This window comes from Halobacterium sp. R2-5, assembly GCF_011734195.1.
In the GTDB taxonomy this organism is placed as follows: domain Archaea; phylum Halobacteriota; class Halobacteria; order Halobacteriales; family Halobacteriaceae; genus Halobacterium.
In genome coordinates, this window is sequence record NZ_JAANTH010000001.1 from 407,638 (window position 1) to 433,445 (window position 25,808).

The window sequence follows — 25,808 nt, forward strand, 5'->3', positions numbered from 1 at the left end:
GGGGCGTGTTCACCGGCATCATCGAGGAGACGGGCACCGTCGAGGACGTCGTCGACGAACCCGACGGCCGCCGCATCCGCGTCGCCACGGACGACTTGACCGGGTTCTCGCACGGCGAGAGCATCAGCGTCGGCGGCGTCTGCCTCACCGTCGAAGAGTACGGGACGGACTGGTTCACGGCGTTCACCGCGACCGAGACGCTCGACGCGACGACGCTCGACGCCGTGCGCGAGGGCGACGAAGTCAACCTCGAGCGCGCGCTCCCCGCCGACGGCCGCCTCGACGGCCACATCGTGCAGGGCCACGTCGACACCACAACCGAAGTCGTCGCCGTCGAGCAGGTCGGCGAGGACTGGACGTACACGTTCGCGCTCCCCGACGGCCACGAGCAGTACGTCGCCCAGAAGGGGTCGATTACGCTCGACGGCATCAGCCTCACCGTCGCGGACGTCGACGACACGGAAGGGACGTTCTCGGTGGCCGTCGTGCCGACGACGTACGACCTCACGACGCTCTCCGAGCGCGCGCCCGGAGACAGCGTGAACGTGGAAGTGGACGTCGTCGCGAAGTACGTCGAGCGCCTCGACGCCTACTGACGGTCGCGCTCGTTCTCGCTCGAATCCGTCCCGCGGAGGTCGCCGGGTTCGTCGGCGTCGCCCTCGCGCTGGTCGTCCTCGAAGGTCTCGGCACCGGTCTGCTCGTAGGCCGCGCGGTACCGCTTGAGCTTCCGGTAGAGCACGTAGAACAGCGCGCCGTCGTAGACGACGACGAACCCGATGAACACGAAGCCGGGTGGGAGCCCGATGGCGCCGGTCAGGACGCCGAGGTTCGTCACGACCGTGTTGTACGTCGCGTGGATGACTGACGCGATGACCAGCCCCTTCACGACGATGGGGCCGCGGTTCTCGGGGTTGAACTTCGCGAGCCCGAGGTAGTAGCCCGCGAACGCCGAGTAGATGACGTGCCCGGGGCCCGCGAGCGTGCGCACCGCGGCGGTCTCGAGGCCGACGCTGACGGCCGCGGGGCCGCCCGTCGCCTCGAGGGCCGCCACCACCTCGCGGCCGATGTAGATGGCGTTCTCGATGGTGGCGAACCCGAGGCCGGCGACCGCGCCGTACACCGCGCCGTCGACGACCGCGTCGAAGCGGTCGCTCCGGTAGGCGTACAGCCGGATCGCGAGCCACTTCACGGTCTCCTCGACCGGTCCGACGACGAGGAAGAAGTACAGCGCGGGCACCACGACGGCTATCGCGACCGACGACTGCTCGGTGACCGACCCGAGGAACAGTCCGGAGAAGATGCTGTTGAGGATGGCCGCGAACCCCGCGAACAGGAACCCGAACGCGAACGTCACGACGAGCAGTTCGAGGGGTTCGCGTTTCGTGGCGTCTGCCTTCCAGACGAACGCCGCCAGCCCGAGCGCGGGCACGACCGACAGCAGGACGTAGACGGCGACGACCGGCCGGTCGAAGAACACCAGCCCGAGCGCCGCGGCGAACTGCGCGGCGACGATGAGCACCGCGAGCACCACGACGACCGCCCGCCCGGTGGTCGCCAGCCCGCCGTACAACCACGTCGAGAAGCGGTCGAGCGCGGTCCGCGGCTCCCACGTCGCCACGTCGTAGAGGTCCTGGTCGTCCCCGCTCGCGCGCTCGACTGGGTCCCGTTCGGCCGACATGTTCGCCTAGTTCATTCGCCCCCTCCTTCAGTGTGTTCGCGCTACCGACGGTCCTTGCATGATAATCACACCCTAAAGGAGCAGGCTTATCGGTATCTCCCGGCTCCCGTCGGGTATGCCACACAGTCCCAGCCGCGGTCTGCTGTACACCGCACCGCCGACACCCGAGTCGAACCGACGCGAGGACGCCGAGGACGAGTCCGCGAGTGCCGACGCGGACGCACCGGAGGCGACCGACGCCGCACCGGCCGCGGCCGACGACTGACCGAGGCGGCAACGCTGAAAACCCCGCCGGCCGAAGGGAGACCATGCTCTTCGACCAGCGGACCCGGACTGAACTCCGGGACGCCGGCCTCTCGCAGGACGACATCGCCGAAATCGAGCAGAACGTCGTCGAACAGTCACGCGAGGACGCCGAGCGCGTCCAGTCGTTCTTCGACGGTCGCGACGTCGTCTACTCGGACATGGAGCTCACGCACGGCCGCGACGACTACCCCGAACACGACTTGGAGTACGTCGACCTGTTCACGCACAGCGAGGACATCCGCGGGTTCGTGCGCTTCGACACGTGGGGCGCGTACGTCGAGGGCGCCCGCGTCCTCGAAGAACTGGACGGCGAGCCCGCGGTCGTGGAGCTGACCCTCGGGCCGACCGTCGACGACCGGGTGCGGTTCGCGGGCGAACGGAGCCGCCTCGAATGACCCGCGTCCGCGTCCGCGGCATCTACAGCACCGCGCTCACCCGCCGGCTGCTGGACGCGAGCTTCGACGTGGTGGACGCCTCGCCGCCGATCCGCGAGCGCTTCGACGCCGACTTCGCGACCGGCGAGTACGACGCCGACGTCTGGATGACGCCCGACCGCCAGGGCGTCGGCGTCTCCGGCCGGGAGGACGCCGTCGACGAGGTGCTGGACGTACTCGAGGGGATCGGCGTAGACACGTTCGTCTGGCGGGACCGCGCGGCCCGCGGCGCCGTCTTCAACGCCGTCGTCGAGCGCACCGTCCGCGGCGGCGCGGTGGTCGCGCTGTCGAGCGACCACGAGGGCTACCTGCCGTTCGACGCCACGGACGAGCACGTCGAGGAGGGCGACCACCTCCGCGTGCAGGTCCGCGAGCCGAACCCGTGGTGGGCCGACGACCGCCCCGTCGTCGACACCCAGCTACGGGCCGTCGGCGGGCTCGCGAGCCTCGAACGCGGCGTGGACGCGCTCGTCGCGGGGACGCCGAACGGCTCCCGGGACCACGAGCTCGCGCGCACCACCGAACTGCTGTCTCCGGACGTCCCGGACCGCTGGGGCGTCCGCTGGCACTACGCCGCCGACGGCGCGAGCATGGACGCGCTCGGGGACGCGCTCGACGAACTGGTGTCGCTCGCGGAGCGCCTGCGGGAGGCCACCGCGGACGCGCCCGCACCCGAGGACAGCGCGCCCCACCGCGTCACGGCGCCCGAGCGCACCGTCTGGGCGTGGTTCGGCCGCGAGTCCCGGTTCGCGCTCGACGCCGCGCGCCGCGAGGTCACGGAGACGATGGACGGCCACCACCGCATCAAGGCGGGCAGCGAGGCCGCCAGCGGCGCCGTCGACTTCGCGGAGGCGCTCGGCGCGAGCACCGACGGCTTCCCGTTCGGCGCGGTCACCGACCAGTTCGGGCCGACCGCGGGCGACCTGGTCGCCATCCAGCACGGCAAGCCCGACGGCCGCGTCATCACGCTCGGCCGCGGCGACGTCACCGACCGCGACCGGGAGGCCGGCCGGGTGACCGTCCGCCGCGAGATGACTGCCGGCGGCGTCTACGACGAACTCGGCGTCGATCGCGAGGCCGGCGACGTCGCCACCACGCGGTTCACCGAGGGGAACTGGTGGTACCCGACCGTCTACGAGAGCGAGGACGGCGAAGTGAAGGGCACGTACCTGAACGTCTCCACGCCCGTCGAGGTGTTCCCGGACGCGGTGCGGTACGTCGACCTCCACGTCGACGTCGTGAAACACGCCGACGGCCGCGTCGAGGTCGTCGACGAGGACGAACTCCGGGCGACCGTCGATGCCGGCCACGTCAGCGAGGAACTGGCCGAGCAGGCGCTGTCGGTCGCCGAGCGCGTGCGCGCCGCGGTCAGCGACGACTAGAAGTGCGAGTCGGAGTTCGGGCTGCCCTCGCCGCGGCCGCCGCGGCCGCCCTCGTTGCGGTCGACGCCCATGTAGCTCTCCGGCTGGTCGCCGCCCCAGCCGCCGCCGTCGCCGTCCGTGAACCGGACGACCACGTCCTCGACCTCGTCGAACTCCGCCGCGAGGTCCACTTTGATGCGCTGGGCGGTCCGCGGGCTGATGCCACACCCCGAGCACGCGCCGCCGAGCTCGACGACGACCTCCCCGTCGGCGGGGTCGGCCTTCCGGACGGCGCTCGTGCCGCCGTGGCTCCTGATGATCGGCATCTGGCCGACGAGCCACGTCTCGACGCGCTCGTGGAGGCTCCCCGCGCCAGCAGTCTCGCTCATAGTCGAGCCTTCGGGCTGGACGAGTGATGTACTTTCGGTTGAAAACGCTAGGTATCGTTCGTGTCCGACCCACCGTTTCGCGTGGAACGCGCTACGCGTCGTTCCGCCGCCACGCCGCCAGCGCCGCCGCGGAGACGCCCGCGAGCGCGGCGAGCGCGCCGAACCCGGGGACGCCGCTCCCGGACTCTCCGCTCTCGGTCGTCGTCGGCGCGCTCGTCGCGGTCGTCGCCGCCGTGGTCTGCGCCGTCTCGGTCGCGTCCGGTGCCGTCGTCGTCGCGACCGTCGTCGTCTCCAGGTTCGGCGGGTCGGGCTGCTCGCCCGCCGCGTTCGGGAACGTGTAGACGCCCGCGTCGTACGTCTGGCCGCCCATGTTCCCCGCGACGAACGCGTCCTCCGTGGCGTACCGCGCCGTCCAGAACCGCGCCTCCTCCGGCTGGCGCCACCACGCCAGCTCCTCGGGGTTCGCGGGGTCGCTCACGTCGTGAACCTTCACGCCGCCCTGGTACCACGACGTGTACAGCCGGCCGTTCCGGAACTCGAAGTTGTGGCTCGTCGTCCACGTCCCGTCTCGGGTGCCGTCCGGCGTCGGCGGCGGCGCGATGAACGACAGCTTCTCCGGGTTCTGCGGGTCGCTGACGTCCCAGAGGTCGATGCCGCCCTGCTCGGGGTCCGCGTTGCTCGTGTCCACGTCCCACGCCTCCGCGCCGGACGCGAGCACGGACGCGTCCTCGTTCACGGCGACGTAGTGGGAGTTCCCCGGAACCGCCAGCCCCTCCGCGCCCGCCTCGCCCGAATCGAGTTCCAGCAGGTCCTCGACGCTGTAGTGCCCGAAGTGGTTGACGTACTCGGGGTTCTGCGGGTCGCTGACGTCCGCCAGCCACGTGCCCGCGTCCCAGTACGCGACGTAGAGCACGTCCTCGTGCACGTAGACGTCGTGGGCCGTCCGCACGTACGGGTAGACGTCCCGCCACCGGTCGTCGTGGTCGACGTTCGACCACCGGCTGAGCTCTTCCGCCGAACCCCCGGAGACGTCCACGAGAACCACGGGATTCCGCGCGCCGTCGTTCGCCGTGAGGTACGCCACGCCGTCCTCCAGGTAGGCGTTGTGAATCGGGTACGCCGTCTCGTAGAACCGCGTCTGCTCGGGGTTCGCGGGGTCGCTGACGTCGAAGACGACGACGCCCTGGACCGCCTCGGTCCGCGTGGGGTTCGCCGGCCCGACCGCGATCAGGGTGTCCCCGTCGAGTTTCACGTCGAAGACTTGCTGCATCGGCCCGCCCTCGCGGTCGTCCAGCAGCGGCGCCACGCGCGCCAACAGCTCCGGGTTCGCCGGGTCCGCGATGTCCACCGTCGCCACGCCGTCGGTCGTCGCCACGAACGCGGTCTCCCCCGCGTCGTCGGTGACCACTTCTTTGGTCCCCGACAGCTCCAGCACGCCCAGCGGCTCGAACGACGACTGGCTGGACGCGCTGACGGTCGTACTCGCGAGCGGGAGGGCTGCCGCAGCGGCCGCGGAGCGCAGGACGTCTCGTCGTCGCATACCCCCACTGCGTCGGTGGGTTGGAAAAGTCCTGCGGGCGTTCGCTCCGGCGTATCTCTCGGTGCCGTCTTTATCAGTGATGTCGACGCTTCCTCGAAAGCCCCGGCGGGCTCGCGGTCGCTCGCAGGCATATCGCCTCCCGCCGGTCGGCGATAGCGGCCTGCGAGACGACCAGGCAAGCGCGAGCCCGCCGCCCCTTTCATTCCCACCCAGTACCGGCTGCTCGGGGTGCTGATTCCCACAGAAGGTGCAATCGGGAGAGACCGTCGCTAACTCGGCGAGCGGTCGCCGGTGCCGCCGGTGATGGCGGACGCGACGGCGCCGTGGAGGACGACGTCGTCGCCGAGCGACGTGAGCCGCACCTCGGGGACGTTGTTGAACACGCTCTCGTCGAGGTACTCGCGGATCGGGTCGAGGACGAGGTCGGGGTTGTTGAGCGCGACGGCGCCGCCGAAAGACACCACGAGCGGCGCGTACGACTGCACGAGGTTCGTGACGCCCATCGCGTTCCAGAAGCCGACCTGGTCGACGACGTGCGCGGCGAACTCGTCGTCGTCGGCGTGCTCGTAGACGTGCTTCGCGGAGAACTCGGGGTCGTCCAGCGGGAGCGCGGTGTCGAGGTCGCCGTCCTCCTCCGCGAGCATGCGGGCGTACTCGGGGATGTTGTTCCCCGAGCAGTACGCCTCCCAGTGGCCGTCGCGGCCGCAGCCGCAGGTCCGGCGGCCCTGCGGGTCGACGAGCATGTGGCCGAGTTCGCCGGCGTTACCGTCCCAGCCCTCGAGGACGTTGCCGTCGACGGCGACGCCAGCCCCGATGCCCGAGGAGATGGTGACGTACGCCATGTCGTCGGGGTTGCGGTCGGCGTGGAAGCGCTCGCCGATGACGCCCGCGACCGTGTCGTTGTGGAGGTGGACGCGCTCGGAGTCCACGAGCTTCGAGATGGGGCCGACGAGCGGCACGGTGTCGACGGAGTCCGGGAGGTTCGCGGGGCCGTCGATGGAACCCTCCGCGAGGTCCAACGGGCCGATGCTGCCGACGCCCGCGGCCTCGACCTCGCTGGGGTCGACGTCCGCGTCCTCGCAGGCCGCGCGCACCGCGTCGAGGACCGCCTCCGTGACGTGGATCCCCGTCGGTCCGCGCGGCGTCGCGCGCTTGTCGGTGGCGAGAATGCTCCCGTCGCCGTCCGCGACCGCGGCGCGGACGTTCGTCGCGCCGAGGTCGACGCCGACGTAGTACGGCATCTACAGTGAGTGGGACTGCGCTCGCACTTAACTACACAGCTTTTCACTCGGTCCCGTGTTAGTTCGTCGCGCTCGACCGCGGCCGGGTCGCCGTCCAGACTGACGCCGGGCCGCGGACTCGGCACGCCGGCGCGGCGTCCTCGACGGCGCCGACGCGCTCGACGGTGACGTGGGCGTCGGCGTCGAACGCGACGACGTTGGCGGCCGCGACCACGCGCTCCTCGCCGTCCGGCACGGCCACGCGCTCGACGCGCCCGCGGCCCGCGAGGTAGACGGTGCCGTCGCCCGCGACGGTCGTGAGGAACAGGCCGCTGCCGCGCGCCGGCGCGTCCCCGACGCGGTCGGCGCCCACGCGCACGTCACCGGTCGCCGCGAGGAACGCGTTCCGCGTCGACGCGATTCCGCCCTCCGGGACCGCTGCGGCGACGACGCCCCCGTGGTGGTCGGGCGCGAATCGCGCGGTCGTGGCGGCGTCCGCAGTCACGCGCACGGGCGTACGCTGTCGCTCCCGCGCGGCGTTCGCGACCGACCGCAGCACGCCCTCGCGAGCGCGCTGCACGCGGAGCTGTCCGGCGTAGTCGACGAGCGCGCCCGACGCCGCGAGCAGCGACTCGCCCGCGTCGAGCTCCACGACGAGCAGCCCGCCCGCGCCGTCCTCGACGCTCGCGTCCATCCTCAGTGGTCCTTGCGCACGAACGTCACCGGGCACGGCGCCGACAGCAGCACCGTCTGCGCGGTGCTGCCGAAGACGGCTTTGCCGGTCGGCGAGCGCTTCCGGCCGCCGACGACCGCGAGGTCCGCGTCCACTTCGTCCGCGAGGTCGACGATGCTGTCGCCGTGCTCGCCGACGCGCCCCTTCACGTCGTAGTCGATGTCCGCGTCCGCGAGGCGGTCGCGGAGGTCGCGGATGGTCGCGTGCCGGCGCGCCACCTCGTCGGAGGTCACGTCTGCGCCCTCCGTGAGCCCGATGCCGGCCCGGATGTCGTCGTACTCCTCCTGCGTGAAGACGTGCGCGAGCGTCACCGTCGCGCCGGCCGGTCCGGCGATGTCCGTGGTCGTTCGCGCCAGCGGCTCGATTCGCTCGTCGTCGGTCGGCCCGACCGCTAACAGCACGTTCTCGATAGCCATGCCTGTCGCGTCACCGGGGAAGCCCATAAGAATATCCCGTGCCGGACGGGAGTGTGAGGTATGCTCTCGCCCGACCTCGGCGACCGCACCGCGCTCGTCACCGGCGGCAGCCGCGGCCTCGGTCGCGCGCTCTGCCTGTCGCTGGCCGAGTGCGGCGCCAGCGTCGCCGTCCACTACCACTCCAGCGAGGACGCCGCCCGCGAGACCGCCGCCGACGCCGTCGACGCGGGCGCGCCGGACGCCGCAACCGTGCAGGGCGACGTCACCGACCCCGGGGGCGTGGACGACATCTTCGCCGCCGCCGAGGCCGAACTCGGCACTGTGGACGTGCTCGTGAACAACGTCGGGGACTTCGCACCCGGCCACTGGGAGGACCTCGACTTCGAGACGTGGAACCGCGTCTTCGACACGAACCTCACCGGGACGTACCTCTGCTCGAAGCGCGCGCTCGACGGGATGCGCGACCAGCAGTGGGGCCGCATCGTCAACGTCGGGTACGCGTCCTCCGAGAAGGGCCTGGTCTCCCCGAAGAACTTCCCGTACTTCGCCGCCAAGCAGGGCGTGCTGATGTTCACGCGGATGCTCGCCGCCGACACCCAGGACGACGGCATCACGGTCAACGCCGTCTCCCCGTACGTCGTCGAAACCTCGGACGAGTTCCCCGAGGACGCCCCGCGCGGCCGCTGGGCCTCGACCGACGACGTCGCGCAGGCGGTCCGGTTCTTCTGCGACGAAGCATCGGAGTACATCTCCGGGGAGAACGTGGAAGTGGACGGCGGGTGGCTGCCGGAAGACGTGTAGCGGTTTTTTGGTGCAGATTTTGCGGCGCGAGCCGCGTAACGGCGAGCGCCGCAAAAAGGTGCGTGTAGGACGTGGAAGTGGACGGTGGGTGGCTGCCGGAAGACGTGTAGCATCCGCGAGCGCAGCGAGCGGTTCACTGCCGGAGCGGGGCTCCGCCCCGCGGAGGCAGGTCTTTTTAGCGTAGATTTTTGCGCCGAGTGGTGCCCGAAGCGACCAGCGGGAGCGAGGACACCCGAGGCGCAAAAAGGTACGTGTGCGGCGGGTGGCTGCCGGAAGACGTGTAGCGTGGGGAGCCACGCGCCCCGGAATGCGCGAACGACCGTCCCGTGATCGCTTCGAGCGCCCCTTCAGTCGCCGCTCCACGGCCCGACGCCGAAGACGTTCCCGAGCACCCAGCCGGCGAGGAACGGCACGACGACGGCGAGACAGCCGAGCCCGACCCAGCGCGCGGGCGGCGGCTGCAGCGCGAGGTAGACGAGGTACGCGGTCCCCACGACGGGGAGCAGCCGGGCGAGCACCGAGTCCGATGCCATGGCGTCGGGTACCGCGCTCGCACGGAAGAACCCACCTGTGTCGCCGCGTTGCGTCGAACGGTACACCTTTGCTCCCGCACTCAGTCACGCCGGGACATGCACGAGCGAGCCGCGGAGTTCGTCGAGCGGGCGCGCGAGGAGTACGGCGTCGACGTGAACGTCCACGAGTTCGACGAGGGGACGAAGACCGCGGCGGACGCGGCCGACGCGGTCGGCTGCGACGTCGCGCAGATCGCGTCCAGCATCGTCGTGGTCGCGGACGACGAGCCGGTGGTCGTGGTGACCAGCGGCGCGAACCGCGTGGACCTCGAGAAGGTCGCGGTCTACCGGGACGCCAGCGACGCCCGGATGGCGGAGGCCGACGAGGTGAAGGAGGCGACCGGCTGGAGCATCGGGGGCGTGCCGCCCATCTGCCACGCGACGGCCGTTCCCGTCCTGCTGGACGACACGCTCCTCGACCACGACGAGGTGTGGGCGGCGGCAGGCACGCCGACCGCGGTCTGGCCCATCGAGCCCGAGCGCCTCCGCGACCTCGCTGACGCGGACGCCGTCGACGTCGCGGAGTGAGCGCTGCCGGCAGCCCGACTTTTTTGCTGGCATCACTCGACTGTCACGTATGGACGACGACCTCCACCCGCAGGCCGCGGCGGCGCTCGAACGCCGCGAGAAGCTCCCGCTGTCGTCGCTGCGCCGCGTCGGCGTGCGGCCGCTACGCTTGCTGATGCGGGCGTCGAGCTGGTGGCAGAACCGCGACCCGCCGGCGGTCGGGCGCGTCGTCGACCGCTCGATTCCCGGGCCGGACGGCGACCTCCGCGTCCGGCTCTACCGGCCAGAGGGCGACGGTCCGTTCCCGACGGTCGTCTTCTACCACGGGGGCGGGTTCGTGCTCGGGAGTATCGAGTCCCACGACCTGTTCTGCCGGCACCTCACCCGCGAGAGCGGCTGCGTCGTGGTGTCCGTCGACTACCGGCTGGCTCCCGAGCACCCGTTCCCGGCCGCCGTCGAGGACGCGTCTGCCGCGCTCGAATGGGCGGCCGACAACCCGGACGCGCTCGCCGGCACGGGCGACCTCGCGGTCGTCGGGGACTCCGCGGGCGGGACGCTCGCGGCCGTCGCGGCGCTGATGGCCGCCGAGCGAGACGGCCCCGACGTCGACTACCAGTACCTGCTGTACCCGGGCGTCGGCGTCGAGGAAGACCAGGCGTCCGTCCGCGAGCACGCCGGGAAGGTGCTCGCCGAGGACGACCTCCAGTGGTTCCGTGAGTGCTACTACGGCTCCGAGATTCACGAGCGCAACCCCTACGCGGACCCGACGAACGCCTGCGACCTCTCGGGAGTCGCGCCCGCGACCGTGCTCACCGCGGGGTTCGACCCGCTCCGCGACGGCGGCCGGCGGTACGCCGACCAGCTCGCCGCCGACGGCGTTCCCACGCGCCACGTCGAGTACGAGGACGTGATTCACGGCTTCGCGACGATGCTGTCCGCGCCGGACCTCGACCGCGCGCACGAGGCGGTCGCGGACGTCGCTGACGACCTCCGGGCGGCGTTCGGCGACGCGTAGCTACTCGTTCTCGAGCGCGTCGAGGATACAGGCCGCGGCGACGACTGCTTCTCTGGGCACGTCGCTGGCGTCGTCGATGGTGACGGTGTAGGCGTCCCGCAGCGAGAACTTCCCGCGCACGTCCCCGACGTGGTCCCCGTCCGCGTCGAGTATCTCGTAGCGGTTCGGAATCAGGTTCGCGATGCCGACGACGTGCCGGAGCACCGAGAGCAGCCTGCTCTTCGAGCGAATCGTCGCCAGCGCCTCGCCCGTCTCGGGGTCGCGAACCGTCCAGTTCTCCACGAACAGCGAGAGGTCCTCGTCGAGCACGACGATTTCCTCGCCCGTGCCGGCGTCCGTGATGGTGTAATTGCCTGCGATGTCAGTGATGCCACCGGCCTTCACGGTGAACGCGTCCGCGCCGTCGCCCGTGACGAACGGGAACTCCTCTTTCAGGCGGAACAGCTTCTGCTTGCCGCGCAGGACCACGTCGCCCGCGCTGTCGCGGACGGCGTACTTGTTCCGAATCAGGGACTGCCGGACCTCGTAGCGGTCGTCGTCGAGGTCCACCGTGGAGATGTCGTAGGAGGGCATCTGTCTGCTAACGGGTGCGTCGCGCGCGGACAAAAGGGTTCGTACGGTCGCCGAGACCGACAGACCTTCACTGGCTCGTGCGGTAATAAACGCCTAATGAGCGATGACTACATCGAGGTCCGCGGGGCCGAGGAGAACAACCTCGACGACCTCGACGTGAAGATTCCACGAGAGTCACTGAACGTGGTGACCGGCCTCTCCGGGTCGGGGAAGTCGTCGCTGGCCTTCCAGACGATCTACGCCGAGGGCCAGCGCCGGTACATCGAGAGCCTGTCGGCGTACGCCCGGAACTTCCTCGGGCAGATGGACAAGCCCCAGGTCGAGTCCGTGGAGGGCCTCTCGCCCGCCATCAGCATCGACCAGAAGAACGCCGCGAACAACCCCCGGTCGACCGTGGGGACGGTCACGGAACTCCACGACTACCTCCGCTTGCTGTACGCCCGCGTCGGCGTCCCGCACTGTCCGGAGTGCGGCCGCGAGGTCGGCGAGCAGTCCGCCCAGCAGATGGTCCGCCGCATCCTCGAACTCCCCGAGGGAACGAAGGCGAAGATCGCGGCGCCGGTCGTCCGCGACCAGAAGGGGGCCTTCGAGGACCGCTTCGACGACCTCGTCAGCGAGGGCTACTCCCGCGTGGAGGTCGACGGCGAGGCGTACGACCTCGCGTACGACCGCCCCGAGTTAGACGAGAACTACGACCACACTGTCGACGTCGTGGTCGACCGCGTAGTCGTCAGCGAGGACAACCGCTCCCGAATCACCGACAGCGTCGAGACCGCCCTGGAGGAGGCCGACGGCGTCCTGAAGGTCGTCGTTCCCGACGCCGCCGACGACCTCGAACTCGGCGGTGCCACGGCGCGCTCGACGGGCGACCTCGCCGACGAGGACGACGAGGACCGCCTCGTCGTGGAGTTCAGCGAGGACCTCGCCTGTACGCACTGCGGCATCGACATCAGCGAGATCGAGACGCGCTCGTTCTCCTTCAACAGCCCGCACGGCGCGTGCCCGGAGTGTGAGGGCATCGGGAACACGAAGGAGGTCAGCGAGGACCTCGTCGTCGTCGACGAGAGCAAGCCGGTCAAGCACGTCTTCGAGGCGTGGAGCTACAACCGCTCGTACTACCAGACGCGGCTGGACGCGGTGGCCGAGCACTTCGGCATCGGACTCGACACGCCGTTCGAGGACCTCGACGAGGACGTCCAGCAGGCGTTCCTCTACGGCACCGACGAGGACGTCGTCTTCAAGCGCAACACGAAGAACGGCGTGCGCCGCAAGGAGAAGCCCTTCGAGGGCGTCATCCCGAACCTCGAACGCCGCTACGTCGAGACCGACTCCGACAGCACCCGCGACCACATCGAGGAGTACATGTCCGTCACGACGTGCCCCGCGTGTGACGGCACGCGCCTCAAGCCCGAGTCCCGCGCGGTGCTCGTCGACGGTACGCCCATCACCGAAGTCAACCGCATGAGCATCGGGGACGCGCTCGAACACTTCGAGGGGATGGAGGAGCGCTTCGACGCCCGCGACCGCAAAATCGCCGAGGAGATTCTCAAGGAGATTCGCGCACGCCTCGGCTTCATGACGGAGGTCGGCCTCGAGTACCTCACGCTCGACCGCGAAGCGTCCACGCTCTCGGGCGGCGAGAGCCAGCGCATCCGCCTCGCCACCCAGATCGGCTCCGGGCTCGTGGGCGTGCTGTACGTCCTCGACGAGCCCTCCATCGGCCTCCACCAGCGCGACAACGACCGCCTCCTGAACACGCTCGAAGAGCTCCGGGACCTCGGGAACACGCTCGTCGTCGTCGAGCACGACGAGGAGACGATGCGGCGCGCGGACAACGTCGTGGACATGGGGCCAGGGCCGGGCCGCCACGGCGGCGACGTCGTCGCGAACGGCGACGTCGAGGACCTCATGGCCGCCGAGGAGTCCATCACCGGCGACTACCTCGCGGGCCGCGAGCAGATTCCCGTCCCCGAGGAGCGCCGCGACTGGGAGGACACCATCACCATCGAGGGCGCCCGCCAGCACAACCTCCGCGACCTCGACGTCGACCTCCCGGTCGGCGCGTTCACCGCCATCACGGGCGTCTCGGGCTCCGGGAAGTCCACGCTGATGCACGACATCCTCTACAAGGGCCTCGCCCGCGAGATGAACGACAACACCAGCGTCGACCCCGGCGACCACGACGCCATCGAGGGCCTCGACAACATCGAGACGGTGCGGCTCATCGACCAGTCCCCCATCGGCCGCACACCCCGCTCGAACCCCGCGACGTACACCGGCGTCTTCGACTACATCCGCGAGAAGTTCGCCGAGACCAAGCTCGCGAAACAGCGCGGCTACGAGAAGGGGCGCTTCTCGTTCAACGTCAAGGGCGGGCGCTGCGAGGCCTGCGGCGGGCAGGGCACGCAGAAGATCGAGATGAACTTCCTCTCGGACGTCCACGTCCCCTGCGAGGAGTGCGGCGGCGACCGCTACAACGACGAGACCCTCGACGTCACGTTCAAGGACGCGACCATCGCTGACGTCCTCGACATGAGCGTCGAGGAGGCCTACGAGTTCTTCGAGGCGGACAGCCGCCTCGGCCGCCGCCTCAAGCTCCTGATGGACGTCGGCCTCGACTACATGAAGCTCGGCCAGCCGTCCACGACCCTCTCCGGCGGCGAAGCGCAGCGCGTCAAGCTCGCCGAGGAGCTCGGGAAGAAGGACTCCGGCGACACCCTCTACCTGCTCGACGAGCCCACGACGGGCCTCCACAGCGCCGACGAGCGAAAGCTCATCGAGGTGCTCCAGCGGCTCACCGACCGCGGCAACACCGTCGTCGTCATCGAGCACGAACTCGACCTCGTGAAGAACGCCGACCACGTCGTCGACCTCGGCCCCGAGGGCGGCGAGCACGGCGGCGACCTCGTCGCCAGCGGCACTCCCGAGGAGGTCGCGCACGACGACGACAGCCACACCGGCCGCTACCTCCGCGACAAGCTCCCGCGCGTCGACCTGGAGGGGCCGCGCAGCGACCGCGAGAAGCCCGCGGCCGACGAACAGGCCGCTCCCACCGCAGACGACGACTGAGCAGGCACTTTTTGCGCTGCGTGGGGCGCCCCACTCGGCAAAAACTTGCGGAAAAGCGCCGTCACTCCCACCTCCGGCAGAGCACGGCTCTGCCGTGCTCCCGCTCGCTTCGCTCGCGGGAACTCCGGTGGGGTTCGGCGCCCGAGCGCTCACTTCGCTCACGGCTCGCTCTGCTCGCCGTTCGTCTTCGAGGCGCGTAGCGCCTCGCACCGCTCGCGCTCGGTGAACCGCGGCCCTCGGGCCGCGGATGCTCGCGCCACGCCGCCGGCGGGCTGTCGCCGAACACTTTAGATCGGGCGATCCGAAGCGAGCTCCATGTCACGATGGCGCCGCGTCGTCCGACGGGAGCTCGCCCGGTACCGCGACGACACCGGGTGGCGGGTCGTCGAGTTACAGGAGCTGTACGACCAGCTGGGGCCGGTGCTCCGCGAGGAGTTCCCCGACAACCACAACCGGGAAGCGAAGCTCCGGCAGATTCTCCAGCAGCTCGCCGAGCGCGGCGAGATCGCGTTCGTGGACGGCGACGGCACCTACCGGATTCGCGAACTGGGTGAGACGGCAGCGCCGCTCGAGAACGAGGAGACGGGCGGGGACGGCTGGGAGTACGAGGCCAGCGAGTACGAGACAGCAGTGGGGTCGCGCTCGCTGCCGACGGCGTTCCGCGAGGCCGTCCTCTCGCGGTACGACACCGAGTGTCCGATCTCCGGCGTCGACCACCCGCGACTGCTCGACGTCGCACACGTGCTGTCGTGGAGCGACCACGAGTCGCTGCGCACGGACCCGGGCAACGTCGTCGCGCTCGACACGACCCACCACGCGGCCTTCGACGCGGAACTGTACACGCTCGACGCCGACTTCCGCCTGCACGTCTCGCCGGCGTTCGAGACGGACAGCGACCACCTGGAGCGAACGCTCCTCGCTCGGGACGGCGAACGCGTCGACGTCGGCCCCGACCTGCTCGACCCGGCGTACCTCGAACGACGGAACCGGTCGCTGGAGTGGTGGTGACTCTCCGCGAACCCAGTGACACGCGGGTAACTCGTTCGGGCGCGACTCGCCGGTGGGCGCAGGCTCTTTTCCCGGTAGCGACTGTACTCCCGTGTGAGCGACCAGACGAAAGCGGACTACGTAGACGACGTGGAAGTGGACGACGACTGGGACAGCCACCCGAGCGACGACGAGCTCGCGGAAGCCGTCGAGAACCTCGAAGCGAGCGGCTTCGAGGTGGAGGTCGTCGAGGACGCCGAGGCCGCCCTCGATGCGCTCGTCGACGAGATTCCGGCGGGCGCGTCCGTGATGAACGGCCACTCCACGACCCTCGAAGAGGTCGGGTTCGACGAGTTCCTGCACGGGGACGACCACGACTGGGAGAACCTCGCGGCCGAGGTCTGGAGCATCGACGACGACGAGGAGCGCGACGCCGCTCGCCGTGACGCCCAGGCGGCGGACTACTTCCTCGGCAGCGTGAACGGCATCGCTCGCGAGGACGGCGCGCTCGTCGCCGCGGACCTCTCCGGGAGCCGCGTCGGCGCGTACCCGTTCGCCGCCAAGAACCTCCTGCTCGTCGCGGGCGTGAACAAGGTCGTCGAGGACGTCGAGGCCGCCCGCGAGCGCCTCCACGAGTACGCCTACGCGTTCGAGAACGAGCGCGCACAGGAGGCCTACGGCGTCGAGAGCTACCCCTCCAAGGAGCTCGTCTACCGCCAGGAGGGCACCGAGGGTCGCACGACCGTCGTGCTCGTCGAGGAGACGCTCGGCTACTGAGGGGAAGGCTCTTTCTTCCGGCCGTCGTACGTAGCGTCGATGTACGACTTCGCGGTCGTCGGCGTCGGACCCGCGGGTGCGCGGTTCGCGCGCCGCGCGGCCGAACGCGGCTACGACGTGGTCGCCTTCGAGCAGGGTGAACTCGGGAAGCCGCTGGCGTGCTCGGGGCACGTCAGCCTCGACGTCTGGGAGTACGTCCCGGAGGACGCCCGCGAGGAACTGTTCCAGAACGCCATCCACGGCGCGCGCTTCCACCTCGGCGGCGCGGACTCCGAAGCCCACCCGTTCTACAAGGACGAGCCGATTTCGAACGCGGTCGACCGCGTGCAACTGGACAAGGTGCTCGCGGACGCGGCGCGGGACGCCGGCGCGGACGTCCGCGAACGGCACACCGTGACGGCGGTCTCCGAGTTCAACGACCGCGTCGAGCTCACTGTGCGCGGGCCCGAGGAGACGTTCGACGTGACCGCGAAGATGGTCGCGGGCAGCGACGGCCCGCGATCGCGCGTCCGGGACGCCCTCGGCCTCCCCGACCCGGACGAGTTCCTGCACGGCGCGCTCGCGTTCGACCCCGAACCCGACCACGAGCGCTTCGTGGACGTCCACCTCACCGTCCCGGAGTTCTTCGCGTGGCGCATCCCCCGCGGCGAGGGCGGCGTCGAGTACGGGCTCGCGGCCGCGCCCGGCGAGGACGTACCGGCGCTGTTCGACGCGCTCGTCGAGGACTACGGCGTCGAAATCGAGCACCGCTGCTCGGGCGTCATCCCCATCGGACCGCCGGACACCGTCACGAGCACGCGCGGGTTCCTGCTCGGGGACGCGGCCGGCCAGACGAAGCCGTTCACGGGCGGCGGCATCCTCTACGGGATGACGGCCGCGGACTGCGCCGCGCGCGAAATCGACCCCGACCGGCCGCCCACGCTCACCAGCTACGAGGACGCGTGGCGGGACGAACTCGGCCGCGACATCCAACTGGGCCACCTCGTCCGCCGCGGGTACTCCGCGCCCCAGCCGGTGCAGCGCGCGGGAATGCGGCTGTTCGAGGGCGAAATCGGCGTCCACATGGACCAGCCGACGAGCCTCTTCTCGGCGGAACAGCTCCGGGCGTTACTCCGCTGAACCGTCGTAGGCCGGGATGCGCGCCGACTGGCCGGTGCAGTCCACGAACGGCAGGTCCGAGACCTCCGCAGACACGTCGCCGTCCTCCGTCTCGACAGTCAGGCTGCCGTCGCTGACGCCGTAGTCGACTTCCGCGAACGCGACTGGCCCCTCGCGCAGCGGGCTGACGGCCGCGCGCGTAATCTCGCCGACGTCGTCGCCGTCCCGAGTGACTGCCGCGCCCGCCTCGGGGAGTTCCTCCGAGACGAGCCCGACCAGTCGGCTGCTCGGCTGTCCCCTGTTCTGCACCTTCGAGACGACCTCCTGCCCGACGAAACAGCCCTTCTCGTAGTCGACGGCGTTGCCGAGGCCGAGGACGTTCGGGATCCGCCCCTCCAGTTCGGTGGCGAACAGCGGCGTCCCCGCCTCCAGCGTGAGCGTCTCCCACGTCCGCCGACCGAACGGCGTGGCGTTCAGCCCGCGCACGACGAGCGTCTCGAAGACGGGGCCGGCGTCGGCGGCCGCGCAGACGACGATGTAGCCCTCCTCGCCCGCGAGGTCGTCGTCGCGGATGACCGTCACGCCCTCCTCCATCGACCCGCGAACGAAGCGCAGCGGCTCTTCGGGCGGGCTGGCGCCGCCGAGCACGCTCGCGATCTTCTCCGTGGCCTTCGGCCCGTGCGCGCCGAACACGCCGAAACGGTCGGTCGCGTGCTCGACGTCGACGTCCTGGACGAACGTCCGCTCGCTCCACTCCTCGGCGACTGCTTCGCCCTCGCCCGCCGGGAAGAACACGAGCAGGCTGTCGCCGGTCGCGAACACGTAGCAGTCCGCGCGAATCCGGCCCTGCGGGTCCAGCAGGAGCGCGTAGACGCCTTCGCCGTCCTCCGTGGGGACGCGGTTCGTGACGGTGTCGTCGACGAACTCGTGACGGTCTTCGCCCTCGACGACGACCACGTCGAAGGCGTGCTCGGTGATGCCGACGACGTTGCGCACCGCGCGGTGCGTGCGCTCGGGGCGGCCGTACTCCTCCGGGAGCGCGCGCCCCGCGACCTCGCGGAACGACGCGCCGTGGTCCTCGTGGCGTTCCCTGACGACTGTCATTGGCTGAGAGTCGGTGCTCGTGCGGGTAAACCCACTGGGTTTACAGCCCGATTCGCCGGCGGATCTCGTCGAGGATCGACGGCTCCTCGGGCTCGTCCTCGTCCGGGAACACGCGGTCGTCGGCCCTGAAGACGGTGCGGCCGTCGTTCTCCTCGGCGTCGATGAGGTCGTCGGCTTTCAGGGACCCGAGCGCGTCCTCCAGGGCGTCGATGTCGGCGTCGACGTGCGAACGCAGCTCGAACAGCGTCATCCCCTCGCTCGGCCGGTCGACGAGGGCGTCGAGCACCGCTACCTCCGTCTCCCCGCGGTCGCGGTACTCGGGTTTGACGTGCATACGTCGGCGGACGGCAGCCGGCGCCTTAGCAGTATCCCCGAGCGGTAGCCTTTTGCCGCTGGCTCGGATACTGCCTCCCTAATGGGTCTCAGGTGCTCCCTGCTCGGACACGACTACGGCGAGGCGTTCGTCGAGCGGGACCGCGAGGAGCGCGGTGAGGAAGTGGTCGTGACCGAGCGCGAGCTCAAGGAGTGCGCGCGCTGCGGCTCCGAGAAGGTCACTACGGAGAACACGGAAGTCCGGTCGCTCCAGCCGGAACACCACGAGGACGCCGACGGGTCCTCGGACGCCACCGACGCGACGACCACGGTCGACTCGGGAAGCGAGCCCGCGACGGCCGCCAACGCGGACGCCTCCACGACTGACTCGTCGGGCGGCGCGTTCACGTCGGCGACGGACGCCATCGAGCAGGCCGAGACCGGGATGGACACCGACGACTCGCTGGGCGGCGAGCCCGACGCCGACGACGCGGTCATCCTCGAGGACGACGCCGCCGACGAACCGGGCAGCGACCAGTGGGACGAGCCCGAGGAGCCGGAGGCCGAGCCGGAGCCGGAGCCCGTCGAGGACGACGCGGAAGTCGTCGACGCCGGCTCCGAACCCGAGCCCGAACCGGAACCGACGCAGTCCGGGCCGGCGGGCCAGCAGTCCGCGTCCGCGGAGACGGCGGACGCCGACCGCGCCCGCGGCGAGTGGCCGGAGGCGGACGGCGAGGACGAGGGCTTCGACGCGACCGCGGACGCCGACGCGGAGTTCGCGGCCGCCGAGGAAGCGGACTCGACGTTCGAGTTCGCCGGCGAGGGCGACGAGGCCGTGGAGGCCGACACCGGCTTCACGAGCGCCGGCCCGCTCGACAACGACGAGTCGACCGACGAACTCGACTTCGCGCTGTACTGCCCCGAGTGCGGCTTCGAGCAGTACGCCGCGGGCTCCAGCCTGCGGGCGGGCGACATCTGCCCGGAGTGCCGGCGCGGCTACCTGGCCGAAGACCGGTGACGAAGCCGTTAAACCCCTCGCTGTCTTTCTCGCGTCCATGAAGGAGTACAAGATGCGACGCGGCGAGTACCTCGAGGAGCGGATGCCGGACCTCGAGGCGGAGATCGAGGACTACTTCGGAGAGGTCTCTGGCACCGAGGAGTACAAGGGCAGCGACCTCTACGTCGTCGCCGACCCCGACAACCCGGTCTTCGAGCGCATCACGGCCGGTGCCGTCGAGTACTCCGGGAAGAAGGACAAGCTCGCGGTCGACTTCGAGGAGCGCCCCGCCGAGGAAGTCATCGCGGACGGCGACGCCGAGGCCGCGGCCGACGCCGTCGACGCGAAAAACGACTTCCTCCTCGAAGCGACCGGCCGGGACGCGAAGTCCCGCCGCGACTCGATGAAGCGCGCCGTCGAGGACGACCCGGACGCGCCCGACGACGTCGCGTAAAACGACCGCGTTTCTTCCGGGAAGCGACGACCGACTAGTGGCGGTTGAGTTTCGAGCGGCTGATGGCGATGCCGTTCGGCACGACGATGAGCTGGTCGTCGCCCTTCTGGACGATGTCGCCGCCGACCTCCTGGGCGACCTGTCGGAGCTCGTCGACGACGTGCTCGACCGTGCGGTCCTCCGTGCGGAGCCGCGTGATGTCCGCGATGACCATGTCGCCGTCGTAGACGGCGTCCTTGATGGCGATGACGTCCTCCTGGCCGTCGATTTCGGCGATGTAGACGGTGACGCTCGCCTCGCTACCCTCGGTGTCGAAGTCGTCGATGTCCAGTTCGACGTAATCCTCGGTGGAACCCCCGGCTCCGCCGAGAATCTTGTCCATGAAGCCCATGGGCGTGAGAGGGGGTCGCCGCGTGCATAGTTCTTGCGTCAGACGCGCAGCTAGTCGGCGGTCGCGAACGGCTCGACCTCTTCGGCCCACGCCTCGTAGCCGCCGTCCATGCTCGCGACCGCGTCGGCGTTCCCGTACTCCTCGACGAGCCGCGCCGCCTGCACGGACGTCTCGCCGACGTAACAGTAGACGACGACCTCGTCGTCCCAGTCGCGCTCGGCGACCACGTCCTCCAGTTCCTCGACGGGGAGGTGTTCGGCGCCCGGCAGGTGGCCGTCCTCGTAGGCGTCGCCCTCGCGGATGTCCACGAGGTCGAAGTCGTCGTCGCCGGACTCGAGGCGCTCGCGGACCGCCTCGGGGGCGACGGTGTCGACGTCCCGGCTCATTGCTTCTCGAGGTAGATGCGGTAGACGCCGTCGCCGCTGCGCCAGACGCGGGCGTCGGCGTCGTCGCCGACGGCCCGCGGGACGTTCTCCGTGCACGGGACGTGGTCGGTCTCCTGGACGAGGAGGTCGCCCGCGGACAGCGACTGGAGGCCCTTCTTCGCCTCGACCTGCGGGTACGGGCAGACCTCGCCCATCATGTCCTGCACTTCGTCGGCTTCCTCGAGCAGGGACTCGGCTCTCTCGTCGGACAGTTCCGCTGGTGCGTCGGTGACGTCGTCGATGGATGGCATTGGTGTTGTAGTGGTGGTGTGGTTGGCGGGCGGTTCAGATGGCGCAGCCGACGTCTCGGTAGATCCAATGAGTCATCACGTAGACGCCGAGCACGATGCCGACGGCCGCGACGAAGGAGTGCACCGAGAGCTCGGCGATGCCGGAGTAGATGTTCCCGATGTTGCAGCCGGGGGCGAGCCGGGAGCCCGCGCCCATCAGGAAGCCGCCGACGACCGCGTTCGGGAGGCGGCGGCGCTTCGGCACGCGGACCGAGAAGTCACCGCTCCACGCGGCCGCGAGCCCGGCGCCGACGATGACGAACCCGATCATCACCATGTCGGTGGTGACGCCGACGCCGGCGCCGCGGAAGAGGACGGCCCCCCAGTACTCGAAGCTCCCGGCGTCGACGCCGACCTGCGAGAGCAGGTAGCCCGTCCAGCGGGCTTCCGGCCCGGTGACGCCGACGATGGACACCTGCGTGAACCAGAGGACGGCGACGGCGGTGATGCCGAGCGCGGCGGTCCGCGGGTCCCACGGCCGCTTGCTGGACGCGAGCGGCGTGCGCCACGCGTCGGCGAGACCGCGGAAGTACTGACTAGTGCCGCGGGCGAACTGGCGGGCGCCGACGACCGGCGCGAGCAGCACCGACGGCTGGACGGACGCGACGGTCGCGCGCTCCTCGGGGTCGCCCTTCTTCGCCGCGCTGCGGCCGACGAGCGTGGCGTACACGACGGTGACGCCGGCGGCGACGAGCAGCGCGAGCAGCCCCGCGGGAATCGGCGAGACGGCGAACAGGCTGACGCCCTCGCCGAACTGCAGCGGCCCGAAGTACGTGCTCTGCAGCGTCGGGAACGCGACGGTGAACGCCGCGTAGCCGACGCCCATGAACGCGAGCGTCAGCCAGAACTGGAGGTAGCCCTCGCCGGCGCGGTACAGCGTGCCGCTCGCGCAGCCGCCGGCGTACGTCATGCCGATGCCGAACACGAACCCGCCGACGAGGCCGGTGAGCCCCCACGCGGGCGTCCAGAACCCCTGGTAGTAGCCCAGTTGGTACGCGATGCCCCAGAACACCATCGTGAGGAGTGTCGCCGCGAGCACTCCCTTCGTCACCCGGGAGTCCTTGTACGCGAAGAAGTCCCGGAAGGCGTTCACGAAGCAGAACCGGCCCTTCTGGAGGAAGACGCCGAGGCCGATTCCGACGACCGCTGCCACGAGCAGACTGTTCACGGTGTCTCACGTACACGCGTTCGCCTCAGTTAACCCGCTCCGAAGAGGGGAGGACTGCCCGAGCACTGGACGCGAGGAAACACCGAAGAGAACCACTGAAACGCGACTCAGTCGGCGATTCCCGGATCATTCCGGCTGTCGCGGCGACTCGGATATCGGCAAGACCTGCGTCGTCGGTGCGACCGCGGGAGTTCCGGAGGGTGGGACTTACCTCGGCACGGCCACTCCTCGCGGACGTGACCTTCAGCATCTGCGTCCGCGAACCGTACGAGGACGGCGACCAGCAGTACCGCTTCGGCATCGCCGTCACCACGCGGCTGCCCGGCGTGGGCGTGCCGTGTCCCCACGTCAACGAGCACGGCGCCGTCGCCACACAGAGCGTCACGAACGAGCGCCTCGGCTCGAAGGGCGTCGAGTACCTCGCCGACGGCCTCGCCGTCGAGGACGCCCTACAGGGCCTGCTGAACGCCGACGACGGCAGCCCCACGCGACAGCTCCACGGCGTCTCCCGGAAGGGGGAGTTCGCGTTCTCCGGCGACGAGTGCAACGGTTGGTTCGGGCACACGAGCGGCGAGAACTACACCGTCGCGGGGAACCTGCTCGCGGGGGAGGCGGTCGTCGAGCGCACCGCCGAGAAGTACGAGGCCCTCGCGTTCGGCGACGAACCGCTCGCGAAGCGCCTCGTGGACGCGCTCGGCGCGGGGCAGGCCGCGGGCGGCGACAAGCGCGAGGAGCTCACCGTCCAGAGCGCCGCCGTCAGCGTCGTCGACACGGGCGTCGACGACCAGCCGTACTACGCCGACCTGCGCGTGGACGCCACCGAGGACCCCATCGTCGACCTGCGGGAGACCTACCGGCTCGCCAAGCAGGGGTACGAGGACGCGCTCGAACGCTACGAGAGCGACGACGGAGAAGAAGAAGCGTAACTCAGACGGTGAACTCGTAGAGCTCGTCGCCGACGTGGTGGAGGTTCTCGACGACCTTCCCGGAGTCCCCGACCATGTCGTCGCCGCTCGTGAGCGCGCGGCCGACCGCCAGCGCCTTCCCGTGGGTCTCCTCCTCGACGACGACGAGGTCGCCGGCCTCGATGCCGTCCTCGGCCTCCGTGATGCCCGGACGCATGATGTCCGCGCCGTCGCTGACGAACGAGATGGCGCCCGCGTCCACGGTGACGACGCCCGTCGCGGGGTCGAACTCGTTGGCGCCCTGGACGGTGACGAACGGCTCGCCCTCGGGGTACCAGACGAGCGGGTCGCCGTCGACGAGCACGACGTCGAACTCCTCGTCCGCGATCTCCACGAGCTCGAAGGAGTCGGCGTCCAGTTCGACGCTGAGCCCCTCGCGGAGCGCGTCGGCGATCTCCCGCACGGCGTCGCTCCGCAAGTGGTGACGAGAGGACACTTCCATACCCTCAGCTTCGGGCGGCTCCACGCTTAAAACCGCCGCTCCGTCCGCGTTGCGCTCGCCGGGAAATCGCTAAGTGCGCGGCGACCCAACACCGACACATGTGGGGGTCCGGGGACGACACAGTCTCCTGTATCGCCTGCGGGGCGTCCGTGCCGCGCGAGGACGCCCGCGAGTACGACAAGCACGGCGACCGCTGGGACCGCGACGGCAAGCGCTTCGAGTACCTCTGCAAGCCGTGCTTCCGGGACCTCGCGAAGCAGCCCCGCCGCGGCCTCGAAGCCAGCCTCGAAGCCGCGGGCGCGGGCCGCGTCGACGACGCCGAGTTCGTCGAGCGATTCCTCGACGGCGGCCACGAAGAGCGCCACGAGCGCGAGTAGCGCTGCGTCGACACGACTAACTGCGGACGCCGGCTACACGGTGGTATGTCAAACGACGCGGAGGCGGCGCAGGGGTCCATCGAGGACCAGGGCCCGGTCGAAATCTCCCCGGAGCTCGCCCGCCAGATCGAGAACAAGCGCGACGACCTCCTGGAGAAGTTCGAGCTCCACGACGAGTTCGCGCCCGAGGTCGTCGAGGAGGCGGAAGAGCGCGTCCAGGACGTCGAACAGGAGATTCAGGACGAACTGGACGAGCGCGCGGACATGCGGCCGCTGCCGACGTGGACGACCGACCCCGTCGACGCCCAGGACTTCGACGACGCCATCAGCGTCCTCGAGCGCGACGAGGAGTACGTCGTCTGGGTGCACATCGCGGACGTCACCCACTACGTCCACCCCGGCTCGGAGATGTGGGACGCCGCGATGGACCGCGGGAACACCATCTACCTCCCCGGGTACACGATCCACATGCTCCCGCCCGTGCTCGCGGAGACGGTCTGCTCGCTGGTCCCCGAGGAGGACCGCCTCGCGCACACCGTCGAGATGCACCTCGACAAGGACGACCTCTCCTACCGCAACATCGAGATCTACAAGTCCGTCATCCACAGCGACGAGCGCCTCACGTACAAGGAGACCGAGGCGCGCCTCGAGGACGAGGACGCGCCGCTGCACGACGAGATTTCGCTCGTCTTCGAGCTCGCCGACCAGATGCACGAGCAGCGCAAGGAGGAGGGCAGCCTCGTGCTGAACCCGCGGCGGGACCGCGCGCACACCATCATCGAGGAGTGCATGCTGAAGGCGAACAAGGCGGTCACCCACGAGCTCATGTGGAACCGCGGCGTCGAGGCGATGTACCGCGTCCACCCGCAGCCGTCGCCCGACGAGTGGGACGACGCGCTCCGCGAGATTCAGGAGCTCGACGGCGTCTCCATTCCCGGCGACTCCTGGGACGATCCCCGGAAGGCGGTCAACGCCACCTTAGAGCAGGCCCCGGAGCGCCAGCTCGGGAAGATCCAGTGGGCGGTGATGAAGGTGATGCCGCGCGCCCGCTACATGAACGACCCGTTCGGCGGCCACCACGCGCTCAACTTCGAGATCTACGGCCACTTCACCAGCCCCATCCGCCGGATGAGCGACCTCGTCAACCACTGGATCGTCTACCAGAACGACGTCCCCGAGAACCTCGTGGAGCTCTGCGACCACGCCAGCGACCAGCAGAAGGCCGGCGAGTCCGCCGAGCGCGAGTACCGCGACTTCCTCGAAGAGATCGGCCTCGACCCCGACGCGGTCAACAACCGCGGCATCGAGATCGTCGAACCGGACGAGTAGTCCGGTTCGACTGCACGTCAATCTCCGATTGACGGCGTTGTCGACGAGGACGAAGAAGCCGCCTAACTCTCTTCTCTC

The 25,808-nt window shown here is 70.1% G+C and carries 31 protein-coding genes; 16 read left to right on the forward strand and 15 right to left on the reverse strand.

Annotated features, from left to right (window positions below; genetic code table 11):
* Positions 1-5 precede the first annotated feature (5 nt).
* Positions 6-596: a riboflavin synthase gene (locus tag G9C83_RS02220; protein ID WP_167244488.1), complete on the forward strand. Its 591-nt coding sequence runs from the start codon at positions 6-8 to the stop codon at positions 594-596.
* On the opposite strand, the gene G9C83_RS02225 is transcribed toward G9C83_RS02220, so the two are convergent.
* On the reverse strand, positions 590-1,678 hold the full coding sequence (locus tag G9C83_RS02225; protein WP_167244489.1) for a PrsW family intramembrane metalloprotease: 1,089 nt from the start codon (positions 1,676-1,678) through the stop codon (positions 590-592). The genes G9C83_RS02220 and G9C83_RS02225 overlap by 7 nt on opposite strands.
* Positions 1,679-1,793: 115 nt before the next feature.
* Here G9C83_RS02225 and G9C83_RS02230 point away from each other — a divergent pair, with 115 nt between their 5' ends.
* From G9C83_RS02230 to G9C83_RS02240, 3 genes are read left to right on the forward strand one after another with little or no spacing between them, the layout of a single operon-like run.
* The gene (locus tag G9C83_RS02230; RefSeq protein WP_167244490.1) at positions 1,794-1,943 is read left to right on the forward strand and encodes a hypothetical protein; all 150 of its coding nucleotides are present in this window, start codon (positions 1,794-1,796) and stop codon (positions 1,941-1,943) included.
* Between the two features lie 43 nt (positions 1,944-1,986).
* Positions 1,987-2,379 (forward strand): hypothetical protein, encoded by a 393-nt coding sequence (locus G9C83_RS02235; RefSeq protein WP_167244491.1) that lies wholly within the window; start codon positions 1,987-1,989, stop codon positions 2,377-2,379.
* Positions 2,376-3,800: a DUF402 domain-containing protein gene (locus tag G9C83_RS02240; protein WP_167244492.1), complete on the forward strand. Its 1,425-nt coding sequence runs from the start codon at positions 2,376-2,378 to the stop codon at positions 3,798-3,800. Before G9C83_RS02235 ends, G9C83_RS02240 begins: the two co-directional genes overlap by 4 nt.
* On the opposite strand, the gene G9C83_RS02245 is transcribed toward G9C83_RS02240, so the two are convergent.
* The 5 genes from G9C83_RS02245 to G9C83_RS02265 form a co-directional block, all read right to left on the reverse strand.
* A complete protein-coding gene (locus tag G9C83_RS02245) occupies positions 3,797-4,168 on the reverse strand; it encodes a NifU family protein (protein WP_167244493.1) in 372 nt (123 codons plus the stop codon). The two genes, G9C83_RS02240 and G9C83_RS02245, sit on opposite strands and share 4 nt — an antisense overlap.
* A 91-nt stretch (positions 4,169-4,259) precedes the next feature.
* Entirely contained in the window at positions 4,260-5,708 is a 1,449-nt protein-coding gene (locus G9C83_RS02250) for a PGF-CTERM sorting domain-containing protein (protein ID WP_167244494.1), read from the reverse strand.
* Between the two features lie 269 nt (positions 5,709-5,977).
* Positions 5,978-6,949 (reverse strand): ROK family protein, encoded by a 972-nt coding sequence (locus G9C83_RS02255; RefSeq protein ID WP_167244495.1) that lies wholly within the window; start codon positions 6,947-6,949, stop codon positions 5,978-5,980.
* Between the two features lie 58 nt (positions 6,950-7,007).
* Positions 7,008-7,622 carry an AIM24 family protein gene (locus G9C83_RS02260; protein WP_167244496.1) on the reverse strand — a complete coding sequence of 205 codons (615 nt, stop codon included), beginning with the start codon at positions 7,620-7,622 and terminating at the stop codon, positions 7,008-7,010.
* 2 nt (positions 7,623-7,624) lie between these two features.
* Positions 7,625-8,077, reverse strand: coding sequence for a universal stress protein (locus G9C83_RS02265; RefSeq protein WP_167244497.1), 453 nt, complete (start codon positions 8,075-8,077; stop codon positions 7,625-7,627).
* Between the two features lie 60 nt (positions 8,078-8,137).
* Between G9C83_RS02265 and G9C83_RS02270 the strand changes: the two genes are divergently transcribed.
* Positions 8,138-8,878, forward strand: a complete 741-nt coding sequence (locus G9C83_RS02270) for an SDR family NAD(P)-dependent oxidoreductase (protein ID WP_167244498.1) — start codon at positions 8,138-8,140, stop codon at positions 8,876-8,878.
* A 347-nt stretch (positions 8,879-9,225) separates the two neighbouring features.
* Here G9C83_RS02270 and G9C83_RS02275 read toward each other — a convergent pair whose 3' ends face one another.
* Positions 9,226-9,411 (reverse strand): hypothetical protein, encoded by a 186-nt coding sequence (locus G9C83_RS02275; RefSeq protein ID WP_167244499.1) that lies wholly within the window; start codon positions 9,409-9,411, stop codon positions 9,226-9,228.
* A 96-nt stretch (positions 9,412-9,507) separates the two neighbouring features.
* Between G9C83_RS02275 and G9C83_RS02280 the strand changes: the two genes are divergently transcribed.
* On the forward strand, positions 9,508-9,978 hold the full coding sequence (locus G9C83_RS02280; protein WP_167244500.1) for a YbaK/EbsC family protein: 471 nt from the start codon (positions 9,508-9,510) through the stop codon (positions 9,976-9,978).
* 49 nt (positions 9,979-10,027) lie between these two features.
* A complete protein-coding gene (locus G9C83_RS02285) occupies positions 10,028-10,972 on the forward strand; it encodes an alpha/beta hydrolase fold domain-containing protein (RefSeq protein WP_167244501.1) in 945 nt (314 codons plus the stop codon).
* Here G9C83_RS02285 and G9C83_RS02290 read toward each other — a convergent pair whose 3' ends face one another.
* Positions 10,973-11,545 (reverse strand): hypothetical protein, encoded by a 573-nt coding sequence (locus G9C83_RS02290; protein ID WP_167244502.1) that lies wholly within the window; start codon positions 11,543-11,545, stop codon positions 10,973-10,975.
* 96 nt (positions 11,546-11,641) lie between these two features.
* Here G9C83_RS02290 and uvrA point away from each other — a divergent pair, with 96 nt between their 5' ends.
* From uvrA to G9C83_RS02310, 4 genes are all read left to right on the forward strand, one after another.
* Positions 11,642-14,614, forward strand: a complete 2,973-nt coding sequence (gene uvrA, locus G9C83_RS02295) for an excinuclease ABC subunit UvrA (protein ID WP_167244503.1) — start codon at positions 11,642-11,644, stop codon at positions 14,612-14,614.
* A gap of 315 nt (positions 14,615-14,929) precedes the next feature.
* Positions 14,930-15,622 (forward strand): HNH endonuclease, encoded by a 693-nt coding sequence (locus G9C83_RS02300; RefSeq protein WP_167244504.1) that lies wholly within the window; start codon positions 14,930-14,932, stop codon positions 15,620-15,622.
* A 93-nt stretch (positions 15,623-15,715) separates the two neighbouring features.
* On the forward strand, positions 15,716-16,378 hold the full coding sequence (locus tag G9C83_RS02305) for a lactate utilization protein (RefSeq protein WP_167244505.1): 663 nt from the start codon (positions 15,716-15,718) through the stop codon (positions 16,376-16,378).
* 39 nt (positions 16,379-16,417) lie between these two features.
* Positions 16,418-17,497 (forward strand): geranylgeranyl reductase family protein, encoded by a 1,080-nt coding sequence (locus tag G9C83_RS02310; RefSeq protein ID WP_167244506.1) that lies wholly within the window; start codon positions 16,418-16,420, stop codon positions 17,495-17,497.
* Here G9C83_RS02310 and G9C83_RS02315 read toward each other — a convergent pair.
* Together G9C83_RS02315 and G9C83_RS02320 are read right to left on the reverse strand one after the other, a co-directional pair.
* Positions 17,486-18,580: an aminomethyltransferase family protein gene (locus G9C83_RS02315; protein ID WP_167244507.1), complete on the reverse strand. Its 1,095-nt coding sequence runs from the start codon at positions 18,578-18,580 to the stop codon at positions 17,486-17,488. The two genes, G9C83_RS02310 and G9C83_RS02315, sit on opposite strands and share 12 nt — an antisense overlap.
* 40 nt (positions 18,581-18,620) lie before the next feature.
* Positions 18,621-18,914: a DUF6432 family protein gene (locus G9C83_RS02320; RefSeq protein WP_167244508.1), complete on the reverse strand. Its 294-nt coding sequence runs from the start codon at positions 18,912-18,914 to the stop codon at positions 18,621-18,623.
* 81 nt (positions 18,915-18,995) lie between these two features.
* On the opposite strand from G9C83_RS02320, the gene G9C83_RS02325 reads away from it, so the two are divergent.
* Both G9C83_RS02325 and G9C83_RS02330 read left to right on the forward strand, forming a co-directional pair.
* Positions 18,996-19,910: a hypothetical protein gene (locus G9C83_RS02325; RefSeq protein WP_167244509.1), complete on the forward strand. Its 915-nt coding sequence runs from the start codon at positions 18,996-18,998 to the stop codon at positions 19,908-19,910.
* A gap of 37 nt (positions 19,911-19,947) precedes the next feature.
* Positions 19,948-20,343 (forward strand): DUF5611 family protein, encoded by a 396-nt coding sequence (locus tag G9C83_RS02330; RefSeq protein ID WP_167244510.1) that lies wholly within the window; start codon positions 19,948-19,950, stop codon positions 20,341-20,343.
* A 34-nt stretch (positions 20,344-20,377) separates the two neighbouring features.
* Here G9C83_RS02330 and sepF read toward each other — a convergent pair whose 3' ends face one another.
* Genes sepF through G9C83_RS02350 form a run of 4 tightly spaced genes read right to left on the reverse strand, consistent with a single transcriptional unit; the run spans position 20,378 to position 22,608 of the window.
* Positions 20,378-20,734 carry a cell division protein SepF gene (gene sepF / locus G9C83_RS02335; protein ID WP_167244511.1) on the reverse strand — a complete coding sequence of 119 codons (357 nt, stop codon included), beginning with the start codon at positions 20,732-20,734 and terminating at the stop codon, positions 20,378-20,380.
* Between the two features lie 50 nt (positions 20,735-20,784).
* Positions 20,785-21,120, reverse strand: coding sequence for a rhodanese-like domain-containing protein (locus tag G9C83_RS02340; RefSeq protein WP_167244512.1), 336 nt, complete (start codon positions 21,118-21,120; stop codon positions 20,785-20,787).
* The gene (locus tag G9C83_RS02345) at positions 21,117-21,410 is read right to left on the reverse strand and encodes a sulfurtransferase TusA family protein (protein ID WP_167244513.1); all 294 of its coding nucleotides are present in this window, start codon (positions 21,408-21,410) and stop codon (positions 21,117-21,119) included. The genes G9C83_RS02340 and G9C83_RS02345 overlap by 4 nt, the downstream gene beginning before the upstream one ends.
* Before the next feature lie 34 nt (positions 21,411-21,444).
* Positions 21,445-22,608 carry a YeeE/YedE family protein gene (locus tag G9C83_RS02350; RefSeq protein WP_243837952.1) on the reverse strand — a complete coding sequence of 388 codons (1,164 nt, stop codon included), beginning with the start codon at positions 22,606-22,608 and terminating at the stop codon, positions 21,445-21,447.
* A gap of 245 nt (positions 22,609-22,853) precedes the next feature.
* Between G9C83_RS02350 and G9C83_RS02355 the strand changes: the two genes are divergently transcribed.
* Positions 22,854-23,543: a DUF1028 domain-containing protein gene (locus tag G9C83_RS02355; RefSeq protein ID WP_167244515.1), complete on the forward strand. Its 690-nt coding sequence runs from the start codon at positions 22,854-22,856 to the stop codon at positions 23,541-23,543.
* A 1-nt stretch (position 23,544) separates the two neighbouring features.
* Here the strand turns inward: G9C83_RS02355 and G9C83_RS02360 are convergent, their stop codons facing one another.
* On the reverse strand, positions 23,545-24,024 hold the full coding sequence (locus tag G9C83_RS02360; RefSeq protein WP_167244516.1) for an RNA-binding protein: 480 nt from the start codon (positions 24,022-24,024) through the stop codon (positions 23,545-23,547).
* Positions 24,025-24,122: 98 nt separating this feature from the next.
* On the opposite strand from G9C83_RS02360, the gene G9C83_RS02365 reads away from it, so the two are divergent.
* Positions 24,123-24,401, forward strand: coding sequence for a hypothetical protein (locus G9C83_RS02365; RefSeq protein ID WP_167244517.1), 279 nt, complete (start codon positions 24,123-24,125; stop codon positions 24,399-24,401).
* 45 nt (positions 24,402-24,446) lie between these two features.
* On the forward strand, positions 24,447-25,730 hold the full coding sequence (locus tag G9C83_RS02370) for a ribonuclease R family protein (RefSeq protein WP_167244518.1): 1,284 nt from the start codon (positions 24,447-24,449) through the stop codon (positions 25,728-25,730).
* The last annotated feature ends 78 nt before the right edge of the window (positions 25,731-25,808 follow it).